The following is a 21276-nucleotide window of genomic DNA, read 5'->3' as shown; positions in this document are numbered from 1 at the left end:
CACGCAGCCTCGCGCCTCCGCGGCTACGACAGCTCGACCGGAACGAACCACGGCGGGTAGACGACCACCTTCGCCGGCAGGCCCGCCTCGGCGAGCAGCCCGCGCACCTCGGCGCGACGCTTCTCGTTCGCAACCGCGACGAGGGCGACCGTGTCGAGCGTGACCTCGCCCGGAATGAGCGCCTCGGCCGCCTGCAGAACGGCCGGGTCGCCGGCGGCGCGGGCGAGCATCCGCCGAACCGTGTCGGGGGTCGAAATTGTCGTGACCATCGCCGCCGCGTCACCGTCGGTGACGACCAGGCGCTGCTCGACCGCCGCGATCGGCACGCCGAGCACGACGAAGTCGGTGATCGTTGCGTGGCGCGCCTGCTCGCTCCACGTGGGGCCGGCAGCGCCCTGCTGCACCTCGGTCCACCAGGTGGCCTGCGGGCTCAGTGAGAACGCGACGCAGTCGGCGACCGAGGCCTCGCCCGTGGCCGACGCGGTGCGGCGCAGCTCGTCGGTGATCTCGCTGCCGAGCTTCACGGCGGGCTCGGCCGCGCTCGAGGGCTTGATCGCGCCGTCGCCGAGGATTCCCGCCAGGTTGTCGACGTGCGTGACGTGGAAGATGCGCTGCGGCAGGTTCGGCGCCTTCACCGGAGCCACCCGGCCCGACGCGTCGGCGCGCGGCGTGCGCAGCGATGCCGGCTTCGAGGTGGCGCGGCGGGTTGCCGGCGCCGGGCGCTCGGGCTCGGCCGCGGGGAAGCAGGTGGCGCACATCCCCGGTTCGAAGCCGTGAATGCACTCGTCCATACCTGTTGCTCCTCAATGTCGGCGGGCTTGTGGCCCGACCGTCAAGGCTACGGCACTGCCGCAGAGCTTAGGCTCGCCCCGTGACGCTGTATCTCGGCATCGACCTCGCCTGGGGGCTCGGCACCGTGCGGCGACCGAACGAGACCGGGCTGTGCGCGCTCAACGCGACCGGGCGCATCCTCGATGCCGGCTGGGCTCGCGGGCCGGAGGCGGTCGACGAGTGGGTGGGGGCGATGTTCGCCGCGCACCGGGCACCGAGCGACACGGTCGTGATCGCGATCGATGCGCCCCTGATCGTGCCGAACGCGACGGGCATGCGGCAGTGCGAGCGCGACGTTGGCCGCTGCTACGGCCGCTGGAAGGTCGGCGCGAACGCCAGCAACCGCGCCCTGGCCAGCCGCGCCGGCGAGGTGCTGCTCGACCTGCTCGAGCAGCGCGGCGTCGCGTACACCGACGGCACGGAGCCGGCACCGGCCGGCAGCGCCCTCGCCTTCGAGTGCTACCCGTACACGACCCTCGTCGGCATCGACGTATTCGACTACGACGACGAGCGCCCCCGCTACAAGCGCCTGAACCGCGCGCTGCCCCCCGCCGAAGCGCGGGCCCGCCGCGCCGCCGCCACCGACGACCTCCTGCGCCGGCTCGACCGGCTCCGCACGAGCGACCCGCCGCTCGACATGCGCAGCCACCACGACACGGCCGCGCTTGCCGCAAGCCCCACCCCGACGCGCGGCGAGCGTGACCGCAAGCACCGCGAAGACCTCATCGACGCGGCCCTGTGCGCCTACACCGCCGCGTACTGGCACCGCCACGGCCCCGAGCGCACGCAGGCACTCGGCACCGACGACACCGCACACCGCGACCGGGATGCTCGGGGCCGCGTCGCCAGCATCGTCGCCCCCGCGCGGCGCGCCGGCGAGCACTCGCAGTGGCTGCACGATCGACGCGCCCGGTAGACAGCCCGTACTGTGCTGACCGTTGCTCACCCAGTAACGTCGAGGCATGAGCAACGACACGCCTCCCCCGCCGCCGCCTCCGCCGCCGTCGAACCCGCCGACCCCGCCCGAGCAGCCGCCGCCCCCGCCGCCGGCGGCAAGCCCCTACGCTCCCGCCTACGGCGCCGCGGCCCCCGGCGGCACGCCCGGCGCGGGCACCCCGGGTGGCGCACCCGGTCGCGGCATGGCGATCACCTCGCTCGTGCTCGGTATCCTCGCGCTGCTCGGTGTGGCGATTCCCCTGCTGAACATCGGCTCGCTGCTCATGGCGATCGTCGGTCTCGTGCTCGGCATCATGGCGCTGCGCAAGTACGCCGCGGGTAAGGGGCTGCCCCTCTCGGGCGTCATCATCAACGCCATCGCGGCCGTGCTCGCCCTCATCTTCGTGATCGTGTACGCGGTCGGCCTTGCCGCCTGGCTGGGCGCCCGCGACGACGGCTTCACCCCGATGCCGCCGATCGAGACGATTGAGCCGGGCGACCCGGCCGACCCGGGCGACGACGCAGCGGGCCCCCTGCCGAACGATCCCGACGACAGCCTGTTCGCGGTCGACACCCCGGCGACCGGCCCTGGCTCATTCGACGAGCCGCTCGCCATCGGCGAGACGGTGATTCTGACTGACTTCGGGGTCGACACGTGGGAGGTCACCGTTGACGCGGTCGAACTGCTCGCCGACGACGCGGTGCTGTCGGCGAACGAGTTCAACGAGCCGCCGCAACCCGGCACCCAGTACGCCGTCATGACGCTCACCGTGACGAAGATCGCGGGTGAGCCCACCGATCCGTGGTTCGCCATTGAGGTCGAGTTCCTCTCGAGCGCGGGGACGACGCACACCCAGTTCGACGCGCTCGTCGTCGATCCCGAGCCATCGTTCTTCGACCTCGGCGAGCTCAGCGAGGGCGACTCGGCAACCGGCAACGTGACGGTGCTCGTGCCGAGCGACGACGTCGACAACGGCCGGTGGCTCGTCTACAGCTACTTCGACTCGGCCGGGTTCTACTACCAGGCCCAGTAGACGCTCAGACGGAGGGCCCGCCGCTCTCGGCGGCGACGCGGCGGGCCTCCTCCTCACGGCGCGTGAGCTCGTGGTCGACGCCCCGCAGTGAGATCGCCAGGGCGACGACGCGCTCGTCATCGACCTCCAGGCGTGTCTGCTTAAAGCGCTCGCGCAACAGCTCCTCGGCCGTGTGATGGTGGCCCCGCGACAGGTCGAGGCGCACCTGGTCGACGATGCCGGCGATCTTCTGCCGCGCGGTGGCGTCAGACCAGCCCTGCATGACCGGAGAGTCTTGCGAGGCGATCACGGGCATCCGTTCTCGATGGGGGTTGGCGTACATGTCACTGCGCAAGCCCTCGCGCGATAGGTCGAGCGTCATGAGCCCGTCTCCTCCCCGGCGGCGGCCGCCGCCTCGTCAGCTTCGCGGCGTTCGCGCTCGTGACGCGCGTAGTCGACCGGGGCGAGCTCGTCGACGAGGGCGGCAATCTGCTCGTCGTCGAGCGTGATCTTCGACGCCGCCAGCCGCTCGCGCAGCAGCGCGTCGGCCTCGAGATGGTGCCCGATCGAGAGGTCGTACTGCACCTGCTGCATGAGGCCATCAACCTTCTCGATGACCGTTGCGCTCACCGCTCCGTCGAGCACGGGGCCGGCCAAGATGGGCCCCGTGGGCGGCGATGAGGTGGCGATGCGCTCGTGCACCACCATGATCGACCCCGTCGGGTCGTCACTTGCCCAGTCGGTCGTTGCGGCGTCGTCACCGTTCAGGTCGGGTGCGGGCGCCGCGTCCGGCCGCTTCTTCGTCAGCCATGCCATGCCCGTCAGGGTGCGCCCGTAAGCGGCACGTGGCCTGGGCGCAGCCCCGCGGGTTGCTGGCAGGCTCGTGGCAAAAACCTGAGTGTGCGGGCGTCGTGTCCCTAGCTCGCCGAGGCGATGTCGAGGTCGACGTCGGGAGACAGCGGCGCAGCGCTCGAACCCCAGTCGATCGACCCGACGGTGCCGGGCACCGCGGCGAGGCCGGCCGTGCGCCGACTCGACGCGCGCGCCGAGGCGAGCAGGCCGAGCAGGTGGTCGGTCATGTCGTGGGCGGCGACGTCGCTGTGGTCGCTCTTCTTCAGGCTCACCTTCGCGGCGACCGCCTCGAGCACCTCGTCGAAGTAGTGCTGGCGAATGTCGTACGAGTCGACCTGATCTTGCACGACGCGCGAGCCCAGCGAGCCGAGCGCCGCGAGGCCGTGCGGGTGCCACAGCAGGTGGTCGTGGTGGTCGTTCCACGCCTCGTCGAAGGCGTGCGCGACGGCGCGCCAGTAGTGCAGGAACAGCCGCGCCAGCAGCTGCCCGCCCTGTTCGACCTTGTGGTGGGTGAGCGAGTTGGGGCCGTCAAGCACGGCCTCGGCGATCAACTCGTCGGGCAGGCACACGGCCTCAACCCGGGGCGCCTCGCGCAGCATGTGGTCAACAACACCGCGGAACGTCGCGTAGGTGATCGCCTTCGCCCCGCCGACCGTTTTGCCGCCCTTCTTGGCGGGCACGTGCACCTTGCCGGTGAACAGGTCGTCGTCGGCCAGCAGCCGCCCGGCGATCCACTCGGCGCGGGTTTCTGCCTCGTAGAGGGGGTGGTCGATGCGGAACACCGGCTCGGCGTCGTAGCGGGCGCCCGTCGGTTCGGGAATTTCGAGCAGGATCGGGCGCGGAGCATCATCGACCGCGCGGATGCTCGTCACGGCGGGCGCGGCGTCGGCGGCAGCCTTCGTGGCGGCGGGTTTCGCGGCGCTGGGCGTCGTGGCCGGAGTCTTTCCGGCACTGCTGGCGGGTGCGCCAGCCTTCTTACGGTTCGAGAACATCGAGGGCACGGGGGGCTCCCATCGGGTTCCACCCACCGGCGGCGACGACAACGACGACGAACGTCGACGGCGGCGACAGAGGCCAGCGGGTCGGGTGTGGAATCTCGGGTATTCGGGTGTGGGGGTGATGCGCGGCGCGGGTACGCCGGAAGCCGATGGGTGGTCGGTTCCGTCCACCACACTGGCACACCCGAGGGCCATTCAATACCCCGTAAACGGGGGTGTCGCCAACTGCGCGGCAGCGTGCCCGCGTCAGTAGACGTAGCGAACGCTCTGCTGGATGCGCGTGCGCACCTCGAACAGGTCGGTTCCGCCGACCCCCACTCCGGGCAGCCCGGTACGGATCAGGTTCACCAGCCGCGAGCGCTCGACGAGCAGCCCCTGCGCCCCGCGGATCGACTTCAACTCGGTCACCGACTGCGGCGCGTGCTCGTCATCGACGACCACCACGAGGGCCGAGAAGCGCACCTTCGCCTCCCGGGCGACTACCTTGGCCCGCACCGCGAGGTCGTGCAGCGGGCGCTCCCCCGGGCCGAGCCCTTCGCCGATTACCTCGCCACGCTTGACCTTCACGGGCGCGCCCCAGTCTTCGCTGAGCACCGCCCAGAGGCCGGTCGGGCCGAGCACGATGTGGTCGAGCTTGTCGAGCGGGCCAGAACCGGCGAGCACGTCGTGCCACAGGGTGAACCCCATGCCGAGCGTGAACAGCGCCGTCGCGGTCTTCTCCTCTGCGACCGCGGCCGCCAGAAGGTGACGAATCTCGCGCGGCGCCCGGCGCACGAGCTGCGGATCGTACGGGTCGTCGAGGTCGACGCCGCGGCCCACCCACTCGCGCATCAGGTCGAGGTACTGCTCGCGGAAGTACCCACCGGGATGCCCGTGGCTGGTCGCGTTCGGACGGCTGTCGCCCCGGCGGCGCGCCCCGCCTGTCGCCGACTGCGCCCAGGCTCCCCCGCCACCGCTGCCGGCATCAGAGCCGGTGTCGTGGGCCGCACGCGCCGACGGCGTTCCCACCCGCTGCCACGCCTGCTGCACGCGGTCGAACTCGGCGCTCGAGCCACCCGTGTCGGGGTGCGCCTCGCGCAGGCGGCGGCGGTACGCGCGCTTCAACTCGTCGTCGCTCGCGTTCGGCGCGACACCGAGCACCTCGTAGGGGTTCGACGCCAGGGGTGAGTCAGCCATAGTCGCGAAAAGCCTACGCTGGTAGCGTGAGCATTCCCCCACCGACGCCTGCGCGCATCCCCGTCTCTCGTACCCACCACGGCGACACCGTCACCGACCACTACGAGTGGATGCGCGACAAGACATCCGAGGACGTCCTCGCGCACCTGCGCGCCGAGAACGCGTACGCGGATGCACGCATGCAGCACCTGGAGCCGGTGCGGGAGCAGATCGTGGCCGAGATCCGCTCGCGCACCCAGGAAACCGACATGGGGATTCCCGTGCGGGAGGGCGACTGGTGGTACTACGGCCGCACCATCGAGGGGAAGCAGTACTCCATCCAGTGTCGGGTGGCGGCGCGCCCCATCGACCCGGCCGACCCCACCGACCCGGTCGCGTGGACTCCCCCGCCGCCGCTGAAGGATCCGTCGGAGCCGCGCGAGGGCGAGCAGGTCATCCTCGACGCGAACGTCGAGGCCGAGGGGCACGACTTCTTCTCACTCGGCACGTTCGACATCAGCGACGACGGTCGATTCCTCTTGTTTGGCGTCGACACCGAGGGCGACGAGCGCTACACGCTGCGCATCCGCGACCTCGAGACGGGCGAACAGCTCGCCGACGAGATTCGCGAGACGTCGTCTGGCGCGTTCTTCGACCCCTCGGGCCGCTATGTCTTCTACTCGACCGTCGACGAGTCGTGGCGCCCCGACACCGTTTGGAGGCACGAGGTCGGCACCGACACGGCGACCGACGTGCGGGTCTTCCACGAACCCGACGACTCCTACTGGGTGGGGGCGGGGCGCACCCGAAGCGGGCGGTATCTCGTGATCGGCGCATCCTCGTCGGTGACGAGCGAAACGCGCGTGCTCGACGCATCCGACCCGACCGGCGAGTTCGCACTCATTTGGGCGCGCGAGCAGGGCGTCGAGTACGACGCCGAGCACGCCGTGATCGCCGGTCGCGACTGGTGGCTCATCACCCACAACAAGAACGCGCCCGACTTCACGGTCGTGGCCGTGCCGGTCGAGAACCCGCAGGCCGAGCCCGTCACCGTGATCGCGCACGAGGCCGGGCGGCGCGTTGAGGGCGTCGACGCGTTCGCGCGGTTCCTGGTGTTCGACTACCGCACGGGGGGCCTGCCGAAGACCGCGGTAGCCCGCCTCGACAGCGGTGAAACGCTGGCCGAGCTGAGGTGGGACGAGCTGGTGCCGCCCACCGCCTCCGGCCGGGGCGGGCTGCTGTCGATCGGCGCGCGGGGTAACCCCGAGTGGCAGCAGCCGACGCTGCGCATCGGGTACACGAGCTTCATCGAACCGGCCACCGTCGCCTCCTATGACGTGGCGGCCGGCTTCTACACGGTGCTGAAGCGCCAGCCCGTGCTCGGCGGCTACGCCTCGGGCGACTACGCCGAAAAGCGCGATTGGGCCGTCGCCGACGATGGTACGCGCATCCCGATCTCGCTGGTCTGGAAGCGCGGACTCGTGCCGGCGCTCGACGGTGTCGACGACGCGGCGCCGAGCCCGCTCGAGCTGTACGGCTATGGCTCGTACGAGGCGAGCATGGACCCGGGCTTCTCGATTCCCCGGCTGTCGCTGCTCGACCGCGGCGTCGTGTTCGCCATCGCGCACGTGCGTGGCGGGGGTGAGCTCGGCCGCGCCTGGTACGAGAACGGAAAGACGACCACGAAGACGAACACCTTCACCGACTTCATTGCCGTCGCCCGGCACCTGATTGGCCAGGGCGTGACCGCACCCGACCGGCTCGTCGCCGAGGGGGGCAGCGCGGGCGGCCTGCTCATGGGCGCGGTGGCGAACATGGCACCGGAGCTGTTCGCGGGGATTCTCGCAGACGTGCCGTTCGTGGATCCGCTGACGAGCATCCTCGACCCGTCGCTGCCGTTGACGGTGATCGAGTGGGACGAGTGGGGAAACCCGCTGCACGACGCCGACGCGTACCACTACATCAAGAGCTACGCGCCGTACGAGAACGTGCGCGAGCAGGCCTACCCGCGCATCCTCGCCGTCACCTCACTCAACGACACACGCGTGCTCTACGTCGAGCCGGCGAAGTGGGTGGCGCGCCTGCGCGAGGTCGGAGCCGACGCGATGCTGCGCTGCGAGATGGAGGCCGGGCACGGCGGCGTGTCGGGCCGCTACTCGGCGTGGAACCAGCGCGCCATCGAGCTGGCGTGGCTGCTCGACGTGTTGGGGCTGGCGGACGCTACGGCCGGGGCTGACGCACCGGCTGCGGCTGACGCGACGCCCTGACGGCGGCCGCGCCCGCGGCAAGCAGGGCCACGGCCAGCAGACCCAGGATGCTCGCGGCGACCGGATCGGCGCCCGTCGCGGCAAGCTCGGGTTCGGCCGGCGGCGCGTCGGCGACGAGGATCGTGCGCTTCTCGCTCTCGGCGACCACCTCGGCCGCGAGCACCGTGATCGGGATGCTCGCGTCGCCGACCGTCAGCACGTGCTCGCCCGCCGGCACCGACACCGGGATCGTCAGTGTTGCGGCGAACGCACCCTCGGCATCGGTCGACACGGTGCCCAGCAGCACCGGGTCGGAGTTGAGGATCGCCGGATAGTCGCGGTCGGGGTCGAAGCCCGCACCGCGGAGGGTGAACGGGGTACCCGCGTGCACGGAGGCCTCGTCGAGGCTGAGCGCCGGCTCGGTGCTCTCGACCACATCGGGCTCGGGCACCGTGTAGATGATGGTGGCGAAGCCGTCGCCGACGTTGTCGCGCAGTTCGAGTAGCTCGACGCCGGGCGCGAGGTAGCCGGAGCCGCCTCCGCCGCCTGCGTCGTACAAACGGACGTCAAGCTCTACGTCTTGATCTTCCGTCTCGGGGTCTTGATCGCCCGTATCAAAGAACTCAACGAGGGATGTCGCTCCCGTGCCGCCGGTGAACGCTCCAGTTCCACCGGTTGCCGATCGATTGCTGCTTGCAGTACCGGGGGCGGAAAGCCGAAGGAGACCCGACTCCAACGAGACACCACCAGCGGGAGTCGCGGGCGCACTGCCGGTGGCAGTGCGCCCGGACACAGCGCCGTTGACCACCGTGACGACTTCGATCACTCCGGGCTCACCGGCGGTGCCGGATGCACCCCCACCGACAGAGAACAGCGGGACCGGGGGCAACACATCGACTGCCCAGGTTGAGTCCGTTCCATGGACTGAGCCGCTCGTCAGCGACAAGCCACCCGCGCCGCCATAGCCGCAGGGTCTTTCACTCAGGCAAGCGTATGCTCCCCCGCCACCGCCGACGACCGCCAGCACTTCTGACGCCCGCGCGATCGCCGTCCCTTCTCCGCCGTCTGACCACAGCGAGGCTATCGTCGCACCGGACGCCCCTACCCGCAGGAAGAGCGTTTCCCCTGGTACGACCGGTACCTCGAAGACTGCGTGACCGCCGACGCCACCCTCCGCCAAGACACCCCTGTCACCGACGGGGGCCTCGCCCGACCCCGCGGCAAGCTCCACCGTGATCTCGGTGACACCGTCGGGCACCACCCACTCGTACTGCTCGGCGCGGTACGGGAACTCGACGGTGACCGTCTCGCCGGGGTTCGCGAACGCGCCGAACCCGCCGTCACCGGCAGCCGCGGCCGGCGTCGCGAGCAGCGCAATCGGCGCGAGAAGGGACGCTATCCCCGCCGCTGCGACCATTCGGGAACGGCGGGGCATCCGTGACATGCGTTCGACCTTAGGCAACCCCTCCCACGGATTTCCACTATTGTGCATCGCTCGACTACCGAGAACGGCTGTTCTACCCCGTGGAAACTGTCGAAAAGCGCCGTGATCGCAACGGATCGCGACTCAGGCGAGCGCGGCGATCTCCTCGGCGGTGAGCGTGAGACCGAATGACTCCACGAGTGCGGCTAGCTGCTCGGTGGAGCGGGCGCTCGCGATCGGGGCGCCCACCGTGGGCTGCTGGCGCAACCACGCGAGGGCGACGGCGGTCATGGATGCTCCGCGAGCATCCGCGACGCCGCGCAGCGCCTCGAGGGTCGCCAGCGCGCGGTCGTCGTCGAGCAGCTTCGTCGCGTTGACCGCGCGCGGCGAATCGACCGGGTCACCGCCGGCGCGGTACTTGCCCGTGAGGAATCCGCCCTGCAGCGCACCGAACGGCAGCTCGACGAGTCCGAGCGCCGCGATGGACGGCTTGAGGTCGGTTTCGTAGTCGCGACGCACCAGGTTGTAGAGGTCTTGGGAGACCGTGAAGCCCGCAACGCCGCGCGCGGTCGCCACGTCGACGGCGCTGCGCAACCGCTCGGCGGTGAAGTTCGAGGCTCCCAGCTGGCGCACCCGACCCTCGGCGACGAACTCGGCCATGGCCGTGACCACCTCGTCTTGGGGAACCTCGGGGTCGTCGCGGTGCGCGTAGTAGAGGTCGACGTAGTCGGTCTGCAGCCGCTCGAGTGACTCGGTGAGCGCGGCGCGGAGGTTCTCGGGCGCGAGACCCTTCCGGTTGCTCTTCTGGCACACCTTCGTGGCAATGCTGACCGTCGATCGCATGCCGGGCCGCGCCGCGAGCCACTCGCCGATGACCGACTCCGACTCGCCACCCGTGTGCCCGTCGGCCCACTCGGAGTAGACGTCGGCCGTGTCGATCGCGCGCCCGCCCGCCTCGACGAAGGCATCGAGCACGGCAAAGCTCGCATCGCGATCGGCCGTCCAGCCGAACACGTTGCCGCCGAGAACGAGCGGTCCGAAGTCGGCAGGGGGCTGGGGGTTCGCAGAGTCCGTCACGCGACGACACCGTACGAGGCCGGACTGAGAGCGGGATGCACGCCGCCCGTCACGAACGCCGCGCCACGCCCCATTCCTGCCGCACCACCCGATCGCCCGCGCCGAAGTGCAGCGTTGCCCGCACGAACTCGCCACCGAGGGCGCGCGGAAGCCAGAGGGCGGCGTCGGCCCACATGCGGTCGACCGGCAGCGCGTCGAGCGGATGCCACACCGGCTCGAGCTCGTCGCTCCCCCGCACCTCGCCGCGAAACGCCTCCGTCGTGAAGGCGTACGAAAACTGCGACCACCGGGGCTCGTCGACGAACGGGTACGCGATCTCGCCGATCGCGACGAGGTCGGCGGGTTCGACGATCAGCCCCACCTCTTCGGCAACCTCGCGCACGGCCGCCTCGCGCGGGCTCTCGCCGGGCTCGAGCTTTCCGCCCGGACCCACCAGGCGGTCGACCCCGAGCCCCGTGAGCTTGCGGCCGAGCAACACCTCGCGGCGCGGTTCACCGTCGACGACGACCGTGCGGGTCACGTAGACCACGGCCACTTCGAACATCGCCATGCCGGAAGCCTAGGTCGCGGCGCCCCACACCGCGGGCGTCACGGCACGCCGAACGACGATCTGTGCGCGTGCACACACGAAGCTTGCTAGCCTCCCCTCGTGACAGCGACGTCCGCGCCTGAGAGCGCCACAGCATCCCGCCGCCTGCTTGTTCTTCGCCGCAGTGCCGGCATCCTGTCGCTCGCCGCGAGCGTCACCGTGTTCCTCGCGCTCGTGACTCAAATCAGCGACCAGATTTCGGTCGGGCGATTCGAGCCCACCGAATACTTCGCCTTCTTCACCATCCAGACGGCGATGATCAATATCGTGGTGCTGGCCGCCGGCGGCATCCTGGCGTTGCGCGCCGATCGCGATACGCCGCTGTATACGGCGATCCGTGCATCCGTGTTTTCGTACGCGATCGTGACCGGTGTCGTCTACAACCTGCTGCTGCGCGACGTGCCGAACGACGACGGCTACGTGGGCCCGTGGTGGCCGAATGAGGCGCTGCACGTGTGGATTCCGGTCTACATCGCCGTCGACTGGATGCTCGCCACCGGCCGCGCCCGCATCGCCTGGACGACCATGTGGCTGGCCGTGTCGTATCCGCTCATCTGGGTGGGCGTGACAATGCTGCGCGGCGCGGCCGACGGGTGGTACCCGTATCCGTTCCTCGAACCGTTCGGGCCGAACGGCGTGCCCGGAGTGGTCGCTCACGTCGTCGCCATCGCGGCCTTCATCATCGGGCTCGCGGCGATCGCCGTGACGATCAACCACCTGCAGACGCGCGGGGTGCACGGCCAGAAGCCGAGCGCCCTGACATGATCGGAGCATGAGCGCCCCCGAGCATCTCGCCCTGATCACGCACCGCCCGGACGGGGTCGCGGTCGGGTTTCTCGAGGCCGACGTGTCGCGCCCCCAGCTGAGCGTGCTCGACTCTGCCCCCGTGCGCGGCGACGGCATCTTCGAAACCTTCAGCCTCGCGCACGGGCGCCCGCAGTCGCTCGAGCTGCACCTCGACCGCTTCGCGGCGTCGGCGCGCGCCCTCGACCTGCCCGAGCCGACGCTCGCCGTGTGGCGCGACGCGATCTTCGCGATCGCCGCGTACTTCTCCGACGTCGAGGAAGCCTGGCTGAAGATCGTGCTGACGCGCGGCGTGGAGGCGGGCCCCGCCGCAACCGGCTCGGCTCCGGAGGGGACGGCACCCACCGGGTGGGTGTACGCGGCTCCCGCTCCCGACTTCACGCGCGCCCGCACGGAGGGCATCAGCGTCGCCGTGCTCGATCGAGGGCTGCGCAGCGACGTGGCGGCGACCAGCCCGTGGCTGCTCGCGGGTGCGAAAACCCTCTCCTACGCGGTCAACCGGGCCGCCCAGCGCGAGGCGGTGCGGCGCGGGGCCGACGACGTGGTCTTCGTCTCCAGCGACGGGCTGCTGCTCGAGGGCCCCACGTCGACGCTCATCGTCCGGCGCGGGGCACAGCTCGTCACTCCCCCGGCCTCGCTCGGCATTCTCGCCGGCACGACACAGGCCGACCTGTTTGAGGCGGCGCCCCTGTGGGGGCTCGCGACCGCGATCGAGCCGTTGCGCGCATCCGATCTCGTGGCGGCCGATGCCGCCTGGCTCGTGTCGAGCGTGCGGCACGCGGCCCCGATTCGGGCGGTCGACGGCTCGCCGATGCCGGTCGATGCTGAGTTGAGCCACCGAATGAACGAATTCCTGAGGGCTCGTCGCGCATAGTTTCCGACCCGGGGATAGGGTCGAATGCATGAACAGCACGATGGAGTGTCTCACCGACTGGATGACACGCCAGCGCTGGTACGCCGGCAAGGGCCGGTTGCCGAACCTGGTCGAGGTGACGCGCGAGGAGTGGCCGTCTGACGACCCTGACGCGCGTGTCCTCGTGCTCATCGTGCGCGACCTGGCGAACAACCCGCCGTCGCTCTACCACGTGCCGATCGTGCTGCGGCAGACGGTTCCGAAGGGTGCGGGCCCGGTCATGATCGGCCGCAACAGCGACGGCGACTACCTGTTCGACGGAGCGCACGACAGCGCCTACACGAGCGCACTGCTGCGGCGGATGCACGTGCACCGTCAGGACCGCACCGCGCGCGTTCATGGCGGCGAGCAGTCGAACACGTCGATCATCTACGACCGCGGCGGGGAGGCTCCCGTGGTGGCGAAGGTGTTCCGCCTGGTGCACGCGGGCGAGAACCCTGACGTGACGTTGCCCTCGGCGCTAACGGCGCGGGGCTACCGTCAGGTGCCGCGCATGCTCGGCTCGGTCACCGGGTACTGGGATGATCCGCACGAGCCGAGTCGCTCGTTTTCGGGGCACCTCGCCTTCGCGCAAGAGTTTGTGCGCGACGTGGTCGACGGGTGGGAGTTGGCGCTTGAGCGCGCCGCCGCCGGGGATGCGTTCACCGACGAGGCGCGGCAACTCGGCACGGTGACGGCGCGCATTCACGCCGGGCTCGCCGAGGCACTGCCGGTGCGCCCCGCAACGCTGGGCGACATTGTCGGCTTTGTCGCCGGGTGGCACCAGCGGCTCGCGGTGGCGAGCTCGGATGTCCCGGCGCTGCGCGAACTGCGGCCGGCGATCGAGGCGGTCTACGACGCGGCGCAGGATGCTCCGTGGCCCGACCTGCAGCGCATCCACGGCGACTACCACCTGGGCCAGGTGCTGCGGCGCTCGAGTGGTGAGTGGGTGGTCGTGGATTTCGAGGGCGAGCCGCTGCGGCCGCTTGATGAGCGCACGCGCGTCGACTCACCGCTGCGCGACGTGGCGGGGATGCTGCGCTCGTTCGACTACGTGACGGGCGCGCGGTTGAACACAGCTCCCGACGCGGATGCTCGCGCTCGCGTCGACCCGTCGTGGTCGCGCGGTACTCGCCACGCCTTCCTCGACGGGTACATCGAGGAGTCCGGCGTCGACCTGCGCGCCCACCGCGCGCTCCTCGACGCTTTCGAGCTCGATAAGGCCGTCTACGAGGCGATGTACGAGGCCCGAAACCGCCCCACCTGGTTGCCGATTCCGATGGATGCGGTGCGCTACCTGGTCTCGGACGCGCGCGCCAGCGCCCGCTAAAGGACGCCGCTGCGCGGGGCGCGGGCACCCCACCCGCGAGCCGCGCCCTCCCCACGAGACGCGCGCGGGGCGCATGCACCCCGCCCGCGAGCCGCGCCCTCCCCACGAGACGCGCGCGGAACCATCCTTCCCCCGCCCGCGACTACTCCGCTGGAGGACTTCCTACACTTCAGTAGCCGCGCAGCACGACGCGTCGAGGCCCAAACTGTAGGAAATCCTTCACGAGAGCAACGCGAGTGGGCTGCCACGGCCCCGCCTGGGCTGTAGGAATTCCTCCAGCGGAGTAGTCGCTGGGGGTGCGGCAGGAGATCTGGAGAAGTTCGGCTCAGCAGCCCGGCGAGTGTGGGCTTGCGCGCGGTGCAGAGCTCAGACTGGCGCCCGCGATGTCGCGCGCGACGCGGGCGGCGCGGATCGTTGGCAGCTCGGATGGCGCGAGACTCCGATGGCGCGAGTGGTTCGTGCCGCGGGCGGCGCGGAACTCCCGCCGCGCGGCTGGCGCGGACGATAGCGCTGGTGTGGGGGCGCAGCTCCTTCACAGGGTGGCCGAAAGAGGGTGTCGTCCGCGGTGTGGGCAGCGTTGGGGCACCAAGCGCCCGGGGTCGCGCAGCATGGGCGCATGTGGAGCCCCCGCAGCATCGCGCAACTGCTCGCCGACCTTGGCGGCATCGCCTCAGCAGGCGAACTGAACGCGTACGGTCTCGACGCCCAATCCCTGCGCATCTCGCACAATTTCGGCGCCCTACGCCGCATCCGTCGCGGCTGGTACGCCCACCCCGAGCTCGCCTCCCCCGTTGTGCACGCGTGGGCGTGGGGCGGCATTCTCACCTGCCGCTCAGCGCGCGAATTCGGCGACGACCCCTACCGGCACGGCGCTCCCGTCACGTTGCCGCTCCACGTGTGTGTGCGAGCGAACTCGCCCATCGCAAGCCGTCCGCTCACCGCACCCAGCACCGTGCCCGTGATCATCCACTGGGAGACGCTGCCGGAACACGACGACGAACCCAGCCGTCGCAGCCCCCGACGGCTGATCCCCGCACCGGCGACCGTTTCGAGACACGAATCCACCTGTGGCCGCGAACGGGTCCCCACCTACTGCCGGCCACACTCGCGCGTGCGGCGCGCGCCCTCTGCAGGATGGCTCGACGGATGGGAGCAGTCGGCCTAAAGCCACGCCCCGAGACAACCGCAGCGCGCACTCAGCGCACCAGCCGCCGAGCGCCGCAGCCGCCCAACGCAGCAGCCGTTCCGCGCCCTACTTGCCGGCGAGCGCGTCCGTGAGCAGCGAGATGAGCGCCTGCAGCTGCACGGTGCCCTCGGCCATGACCTCATCGTCCGACCCATCGAGCGCGCGCGCCGCGAGGCCCGCCTTCGCGTCGATCAGGTCGGCGATCCGCGCGTCGATCGTCTGCGCGGCGAGGATGCGCCACGCCGTCACCGGCATGTCCTGGCCGATGCGGTGCACGCGGTCGATCGCCTGCGTCTGCTCCGCCGACGTCCACGACAGCTCGGCCAACACCACGTTCGAGGCGGCCTGCAGGTTCAGCCCCACACCGGCGGCCGTCAGCGAGCAGACAATCACCGACACGTCGTCGTCGTTCGTGAACGCGTCGATCGCCTCCTGGCGGGCCTTCGACGACTGGTCTCCCCGCACACTCACCGACGTGAGGCCGGCCTGGGCGAAGTGCGCCTCGGCGGCGTCCATCACGTCGATGTGCTTGGCAAAGAACACGACCTTGCCGACGTTGCGCGCCAGCTGCGTCGTGTAGTCGGCGGCGAGCACCGCCTTCGCCGTACCGATCTGGCGCACCATGGTGAACACGTTGTCGCCCGTCGACGACTGGCGCGACTCCTCCAACTCGGCGGCCGCCACCAGACGAACCAGCTCGTGGTCGGTCTCCACCGGCGGAACCTCCCGCGCCTCCGCGGCACGACGGTAGCGCGTGAGCAGGCGCGCGACCAGCGCACGCTCGCTGGCGCGAATCGACCGCCCGATCTCGTCGTCGAGCTCCACCGGAATGTCAGCGATGCGACGCGCCGGGATGTCAGCCGCGACATCCACCTTCTTGCGCCGCACGATGCCCATGTCGATGACCGACTTCCGCGCCTCCGCGAAGAAGCCCTGGTCGGCGGGGGTCAGCCCGGTCGCCTCGAGCTTCAGCATGAGGTCGCCCAGCGGCTTCTTGTCGTCGATCCAGCCGAGGAACTTCCAAATCATCCGGAAGTCTTCGATCTGGTTGATCAGCGGCGTACCGGTAAGCGCCATCATGAGCGCCTTCGGGTGCAGCATGCGGATGCTCGCAGCCAGCGACTGCACATGGCGCGACCGCTGACTGGTCGCGTTCTTGATGAAGTGCGCCTCATCGACGACCATGCCCTTGAAGCCGAAGCGGCCCAGCCACCCGACGTGCCGGTCAAGGATCTCGTAGTTGACGATGATGACGTCGGCAAACGCATCCAGGTCATCGCCGTCACCGTGCACCACCGTGGCCGTGCGCTGCGGAATCCAGCGCTCGACCTCGCGCGCCCAGTTCGTCTTCACCACGTTCGGCACGACCACCAGCAGCGGGAACGCCTTCGCGACGTTCGCCGCCATGAGCGCCTGGGCCGTCTTACCCAGACCCGGTTCGTCGGCGAGCAAGAACGTGCGGTGGCCGGCCTTCACCGACTCCACGAGCCGGGCCTGGTGGCGCATGAGCGGCAAGCCGCCGGGCGTCGCCAGCGAGTCGGCCTCGGGCAGCTCCATGGTCGCGGCCTGGCCGCCCGCCCCATACTCGAACGAGCGGAACAGCGGCTCAATCAGCTCCCAGTTGGCCAGCCGCGTCGAGGCGGGCTTCGGCGGCGGCGTCAGCGCCGACAGGTCGGGAGCGAGGAAGGGGTTCGCCAGCTGCGCCTGCTTCACGCTCGGCGGGGTCACCTGCTTGGCGGTCTCGGGAGCAACCTCCACCGCCTCGGTCACGATGATCAGCTCGTCGGGCTCGAGTTCAGCACCCGAGGCGAGCAACATGTCGCGACGCAGCGCCTTCGCGGCGTCCGACACCTTCGCTTCGGGAGCGAGCAACGCGATGAGCGACGTGTCACGGGCGGCGGTTTTCGCCATGATCGACGCGAGGCCGTCGAGGCGCTTCAGTACCTCGGCGCGCTCAGACTCGGCGACCTCGGCGTCGTCTTTGACCCGAGCACGCTCTTCGCGCACGAGCAGGGCGGCGACCTGAAACTTGGTGCGATTCGACGGGCTCACCTTGCCGCGTCCGGCGGCGTTCTCAACCTCGCGCACGGCGCGAGCGAGGATCGGGATGATGCCCTCCTCGTCGAGGGGTCGACGGCGTCGCCGCGCCTGGGTGCCGCGGGTGTCTTTGTGCCTGGTGCGCTGGCCGGTCTGGGCCATGACCCTCCTCGGGTGCATACGTGTGTCGACTCGCGGCGCGGCGCATCGGTCGCGAGGGTGGAGCGTCGGGCTCGCGAGGCAGCTGCGAGTCCGGCAGCGCCGGGTGCCCTGACCCGGTCGAGAACGACCGGTGGGCCCTGACGCGCGCTCCAGTCTAGTGCACCGCCACCCGCGCGTGACGAATCATGCCGCCGCCGCGAGCGAACACCGCCTGCGGTGAGGCACCATGATTCTGTGCAGCATCCGCTTCTTCCCCCCATCGCCGTGCTCGACGGCGGACTTGGCAGCCACCTCGAAGCCTCCGGGCACGACCTCAGCGGCGAGCTCTGGAGCGCGCGCCTGCTGCACGACGAGCCCGACGCGATTCGGGATGCCCACCGCGACTACTTCACGTCCGGTGCCGACATCGCGATCTCCGCCTCGTATCAGCTGTCGTTCGACGGGGCGCGTCGTCGCGGGCTCAGCGACGACGACGCGATCGAGCTCATGCGGGCGAGTGTGGCCCTTGCCGCTGAGGCGCGGGCGACGCACCGGCCGGATGGCCTCGTCGCCGCCTCGGTCGGCCCGTACGGTGCGTCGCGCGCCGACGGATCCGAGTACCGGGGCGACTACGGCCTCGATCGCGCCGGGCTGCGTCGGTGGCACGAGCGCCGTGTCGAGGTGCTCGCGCAGACGGGCGCCGACCTGCTCGCGATCGAGACGATTCCGAGCCGCGACGAGTCGCGCGCGCTTCTCGATCTGTTGCGCGGTTCGGGCGTCGCCGCATGGCTGTCGTTTACCGTTGCGGACGGCGCCCTGCGCACTGGTGAGAGCCTCACCGACGCGTTCGCCGATGCGGACGCGGTCGACGAAATCGTGGCCGTCGGCATCAACTGCTCGCACCCGAGCGAGGTGACGGGGGCAATTCGCGCGGCGCGAGCCGTGACCGACAAGCCCGTCGTGGTCTACCCGAACAGCGGCGAGAACTGGAATCGGGCTGAGCGCCGCTGGGAGGGTGCGCCAGGCTTCGCTGCCGCGCAGGTCGCCCAGTGGCTCGACGAGGGCGCCAGCATCGTGGGCGGCTGTTGCCGGGTGGGGCCGGCAGAGATTGCGGGGATCTCCGCCGTCGTCAGTCGTCGAGCGCGCCCGAGTTAAGGAAGCGCGAGAGGAACGCGCGCGTGCGCTCCTCACGCGGCTGCCGCAGCACCTGAGCGGCCGGACCCTCCTCGATGATGACGCCGCCGTCGAGGAAGACGACGCGGTCGGCGACGTCGCGGGCGAACGCCATCTCGTGCGTGGCCATGACGATTGTCGTGCCCTCGCCCTTCAGGTCGCGCACCAGATCGAGCACCTCCACGACCAGTTCCGGGTCGAGCGCGGAGGTGATCTCGTCGAGCAGCAGGAGCTCGGGGTTGGTCGCAATCGCGCGCACGATGGCAACGCGCTGCTGTTGCCCGCCGGAGAGCCGGTCGGGGTATTCACGCGCCTTGGCCGCGAGGCCCACCCGGTCGAGCAGCTCGAGCGCGGTGGCCTCGGCCTGGGCCCGCGGAGCCTTGAGTACCCGGCGGCTCGCCAGCGTCACGTTGTCGATGACGCGGATGTGCGGAAACAGGTTGAACTGCTGGAACACCGTTCCGATGCGGGCTCGCACACGGTCGGCCTGCACGCGCGGGTCGGAGATGTCGGTGTCGCGCAACCAGATCTGGCCGTCGTCGATGCGCTCGAGCAGGTTGACGCAGCGCAAAAGGGTCGACTTTCCTGAGCCGCTCGCGCCGATCAGGGCGACCACCTCGTGCTCGCGCACGGTCAGGTCGACGCCACCGAGCACCTCGGTGTCGCCGAAGCGCTTGCGCACGCCGTCGAGTCGCAGCACGGACGCGCTCATACGACGCTGCCCATCTGTTCGCGGGCGCGCAGACGCGCCGTGTACCAGTCGGTGAGGCGAATCATCGGCAGCGCGAGCAGCACAAACAGCAGCCCGGCGACGACGTAGGGCGTGAAGTTGAAGTTCGCCGCGGTCTCAATCTGCGCGGCGCGCACCGCGTCCACGACCCCGAGCACCGAGATCAGGCCGACGTCTTTTTGCATGGCAACGAAGTCGTTCATGAGCGCGGGCGTGACCTTGCGCACGGCCTGCGGCAAGACGACGATGCGCATCGTCTGGCCGTGGTTCAGTCCGAGCGAGCGGGCGGCAAGCCGCTGCGAGGGATGCACGGCCTCGATTCCGGCGCGGAACACCTCGCTGACGTAGGCCGAGTAGGTCAGGATCAGCGCGATCGTGCCCCAGAACTGCGCGCTGTTGCGCGGAAACAGCTCGAGCCCGGGCAGGCCGAAGCCCACGAGGAACAGCACGATGATCAGCGGCAGCCCGCGGAACAGGTCGGTGTATGCGGCGGCCAGCGCCCGAAGCGGAAACCAGATCGGCCCGCGCAGGGTGCGGATCGTCGCGATGAGCACACTCAGCACGAGCACGCCGATCACCGCGAAGAACAGCACCTGCACGTTGATCCACAGCCCTGCGACCACGCGCGGCCACGCCGCGATGGCGGTCTCGAGGTCGAAGAAGCTGCGCTGCACCCGGTTCCACCCGGGGGTGTTGATGATCGTGATCCACACGATCACCGCGAAGACGATCGTTGACACGAACGAGATCAGCACCGAGCGCGCGTTCTGCTTCCGCCGGTACGCACGCCGACCGAGTTCGACGTCGCTGACGGTTTCGCGGGGCGCTGGCACTACTGCAGGATAGGCGCGCCCGCGTCGGCGCCGAGCCACTCGTCGGCGATCTCGGCGAGGCGACCGCTGTCGCGCAGGCGGTCGACGGCGGCCGAGACGGCGTCCGTCAGCGGGCTGTCCTTGGCGAGCACGAGGCCCCACTCGTCGCTGATGCCCGCGTCCGGCGGAAGCTGGCCGAGCAGCACGCCGCCGTCGAGCACGACGGCGCTCAGGAAGAACGCCGTCGGAAGGTCGACGACGATCGCGTCAACTGTGCCGTTCTGCAGCGCGAGCACCGCATCGTCGTTCGTGTTGAACGCCTGAGCACCCGCCGTCGGGGCGATCTGCTGCTCAATCGCGGTGAAGCTCGTCGTGCCGGTCGCGGCGCCGATGAGGAAGCCCTCGAGGTCGGCGAGGCTCGTGGCGCCGGCGGCGGGCGACGACTCCACGGTGATCACGGCCTGCGGGGTCGCGTAGTACGGGGTCGAGAAGTCGACGTTCTGGCGACGCTCCTCCGTGATCGTGTACTGCTGCAGGTTGAAGTCGAACGTCTTCGGGCCCGGCTGAATGGCCGACTCGAAGCTCGTGCGCACCCACACGACGTCCTCGGGGGCGAAGCCGAGCTCCTCGGCGACGGCGTAGGCAATCGCCGCTTCGAAGCCCTCGCCCGTGGTCGGGTCGTCGTCGATGACGTAGGGGTAGTACGCCGGCTCGCCGGTGGCGATCGTCAGCTTGCCCTCCGTCACGTAGCCGGAGGCCGCGTCGTCGGCGGGCGCGTCAGCGGCGCAGCCGGCCAGCACGAGGGCTGAGGCGGCGAGAGCAGCGAGAGGAGAAAGACGGCGGATGCGCGTGGTCACGGGAGCCTCCAGGTGCGGTCAGGGTGTGGGTGACTGTAATTGTGAACCGTGGCCGCGTTTCTGCGCGCGATCCGGGTCGAATTGTTACGTGCATCCGCGGGGTGCGGCACGCCTAGATGTACTCGGTCAGCAGGTTGGTGACACGTAGTTGAGGAGAAGGCCTTCATTCTGAGTGGTGTCTAACGCCATCGAAG

General features: G+C 70.2%; 20 protein-coding genes. 8 read left to right on the top strand and 12 right to left on the bottom strand.

Annotation, left to right across the window (positions count from 1 at the left end):
- Positions 1-23: 23 nt before the first annotated feature.
- Positions 24-791, bottom strand: coding sequence for a DarT ssDNA thymidine ADP-ribosyltransferase family protein (locus tag ACK4SC_RS00100; RefSeq protein ID WP_409613536.1), 768 nt, complete (start codon positions 789-791; stop codon positions 24-26).
- An 80-nt stretch (positions 792-871) separates the two neighbouring features.
- Between ACK4SC_RS00100 and ACK4SC_RS00095 the strand changes: the two genes are divergently transcribed.
- Together ACK4SC_RS00095 and ACK4SC_RS00090 are read left to right on the top strand one after the other, a co-directional pair.
- Positions 872-1747, top strand: coding sequence for a DUF429 domain-containing protein (locus ACK4SC_RS00095; RefSeq protein WP_409613533.1), 876 nt, complete (start codon positions 872-874; stop codon positions 1745-1747).
- A gap of 46 nt (positions 1748-1793) precedes the next feature.
- On the top strand, positions 1794-2801 hold the full coding sequence (locus ACK4SC_RS00090) for a DUF4190 domain-containing protein (RefSeq protein ID WP_409613530.1): 1008 nt from the start codon (positions 1794-1796) through the stop codon (positions 2799-2801).
- A 4-nt stretch (positions 2802-2805) separates the two neighbouring features.
- On the opposite strand, the gene ACK4SC_RS00085 is transcribed toward ACK4SC_RS00090, so the two are convergent.
- From ACK4SC_RS00085 to ACK4SC_RS00070, 4 genes are all read right to left on the bottom strand, one after another.
- The gene (locus ACK4SC_RS00085; RefSeq protein WP_409613527.1) at positions 2806-3162 is read right to left on the bottom strand and encodes a hypothetical protein; all 357 of its coding nucleotides are present in this window, start codon (positions 3160-3162) and stop codon (positions 2806-2808) included.
- Entirely contained in the window at positions 3159-3596 is a 438-nt protein-coding gene (locus ACK4SC_RS00080; protein ID WP_409613524.1) for a hypothetical protein, read from the bottom strand. Before ACK4SC_RS00080 ends, ACK4SC_RS00085 begins: the two co-directional genes overlap by 4 nt.
- A 101-nt stretch (positions 3597-3697) precedes the next feature.
- A complete protein-coding gene (locus tag ACK4SC_RS00075) occupies positions 3698-4633 on the bottom strand; it encodes a hypothetical protein (protein WP_409613522.1) in 936 nt (311 codons plus the stop codon).
- 243 nt (positions 4634-4876) lie between these two features.
- A complete protein-coding gene (locus tag ACK4SC_RS00070; RefSeq protein ID WP_409613519.1) occupies positions 4877-5806 on the bottom strand; it encodes a J domain-containing protein in 930 nt (309 codons plus the stop codon).
- A 32-nt stretch (positions 5807-5838) separates the two neighbouring features.
- Between ACK4SC_RS00070 and ACK4SC_RS00065 the strand changes: the two genes are divergently transcribed.
- Positions 5839-8052 (top strand): S9 family peptidase, encoded by a 2214-nt coding sequence (locus ACK4SC_RS00065; RefSeq protein ID WP_409614302.1) that lies wholly within the window; start codon positions 5839-5841, stop codon positions 8050-8052.
- Here ACK4SC_RS00065 and ACK4SC_RS00060 read toward each other — a convergent pair.
- The 3 genes from ACK4SC_RS00060 to ACK4SC_RS00050 form a co-directional block, all read right to left on the bottom strand.
- Positions 8006-9475, bottom strand: coding sequence for a hypothetical protein (locus tag ACK4SC_RS00060; protein ID WP_409613516.1), 1470 nt, complete (start codon positions 9473-9475; stop codon positions 8006-8008). The two genes, ACK4SC_RS00065 and ACK4SC_RS00060, sit on opposite strands and share 47 nt — an antisense overlap.
- Before the next feature lie 123 nt (positions 9476-9598).
- Positions 9599-10531 carry an aldo/keto reductase gene (locus ACK4SC_RS00055; RefSeq protein ID WP_409613513.1) on the bottom strand — a complete coding sequence of 311 codons (933 nt, stop codon included), beginning with the start codon at positions 10529-10531 and terminating at the stop codon, positions 9599-9601.
- A gap of 49 nt (positions 10532-10580) precedes the next feature.
- Positions 10581-11081: an 8-oxo-dGTP diphosphatase gene (locus ACK4SC_RS00050; protein ID WP_409613510.1), complete on the bottom strand. Its 501-nt coding sequence runs from the start codon at positions 11079-11081 to the stop codon at positions 10581-10583.
- A 99-nt stretch (positions 11082-11180) separates the two neighbouring features.
- Here ACK4SC_RS00050 and ACK4SC_RS00045 point away from each other — a divergent pair, with 99 nt between their 5' ends.
- The 4 genes from ACK4SC_RS00045 (at position 11181) to ACK4SC_RS00030 (ending at position 15311) form a co-directional block, all read left to right on the top strand.
- Positions 11181-11885, top strand: a complete 705-nt coding sequence (locus ACK4SC_RS00045) for a Pr6Pr family membrane protein (protein WP_409613508.1) — start codon at positions 11181-11183, stop codon at positions 11883-11885.
- 7 nt (positions 11886-11892) lie between these two features.
- A complete protein-coding gene (locus ACK4SC_RS00040) occupies positions 11893-12798 on the top strand; it encodes an aminotransferase class IV (protein ID WP_409613505.1) in 906 nt (301 codons plus the stop codon).
- A gap of 28 nt (positions 12799-12826) precedes the next feature.
- Positions 12827-14146, top strand: a complete 1320-nt coding sequence (locus tag ACK4SC_RS00035; protein WP_409613502.1) for a maltokinase N-terminal cap-like domain-containing protein — start codon at positions 12827-12829, stop codon at positions 14144-14146.
- Positions 14147-14762: 616 nt separating this feature from the next.
- Positions 14763-15311 (top strand): type IV toxin-antitoxin system AbiEi family antitoxin domain-containing protein, encoded by a 549-nt coding sequence (locus ACK4SC_RS00030; protein ID WP_409613499.1) that lies wholly within the window; start codon positions 14763-14765, stop codon positions 15309-15311.
- A gap of 87 nt (positions 15312-15398) precedes the next feature.
- Here the strand turns inward: ACK4SC_RS00030 and ACK4SC_RS00025 are convergent, their stop codons facing one another.
- The gene (locus tag ACK4SC_RS00025; RefSeq protein ID WP_409613496.1) at positions 15399-17531 is read right to left on the bottom strand and encodes a DEAD/DEAH box helicase; all 2133 of its coding nucleotides are present in this window, start codon (positions 17529-17531) and stop codon (positions 15399-15401) included.
- A 234-nt stretch (positions 17532-17765) separates the two neighbouring features.
- Between ACK4SC_RS00025 and mmuM the strand changes: the two genes are divergently transcribed.
- Positions 17766-18665 (top strand): homocysteine S-methyltransferase, encoded by a 900-nt coding sequence (gene mmuM / locus ACK4SC_RS00020; protein WP_409613493.1) that lies wholly within the window; start codon positions 17766-17768, stop codon positions 18663-18665.
- On the opposite strand, the gene ACK4SC_RS00015 is transcribed toward mmuM, so the two are convergent.
- From ACK4SC_RS00015 to ACK4SC_RS00005, 3 genes are read right to left on the bottom strand one after another with little or no spacing between them, the layout of a single operon-like run.
- On the bottom strand, positions 18640-19395 hold the full coding sequence (locus ACK4SC_RS00015; RefSeq protein ID WP_409613490.1) for an amino acid ABC transporter ATP-binding protein: 756 nt from the start codon (positions 19393-19395) through the stop codon (positions 18640-18642). The two genes, mmuM and ACK4SC_RS00015, sit on opposite strands and share 26 nt — an antisense overlap.
- Positions 19392-20246 (bottom strand): amino acid ABC transporter permease, encoded by an 855-nt coding sequence (locus tag ACK4SC_RS00010; protein WP_409613487.1) that lies wholly within the window; start codon positions 20244-20246, stop codon positions 19392-19394. The genes ACK4SC_RS00015 and ACK4SC_RS00010 overlap by 4 nt, the downstream gene beginning before the upstream one ends.
- Positions 20246-21082, bottom strand: coding sequence for a transporter substrate-binding domain-containing protein (locus ACK4SC_RS00005; protein WP_409613484.1), 837 nt, complete (start codon positions 21080-21082; stop codon positions 20246-20248). The genes ACK4SC_RS00010 and ACK4SC_RS00005 overlap by 1 nt, the downstream gene beginning before the upstream one ends.
- Positions 21083-21276 lie beyond the last annotated feature (194 nt).

Source organism: Microcella sp., assembly GCF_046293215.1.
Taxonomy (GTDB): domain Bacteria; phylum Actinomycetota; class Actinomycetes; order Actinomycetales; family Microbacteriaceae; genus Microcella.
Note: the sequence above shows the minus strand (reverse complement) of the source record. Positions and strands in the feature narration are given on the sequence as shown.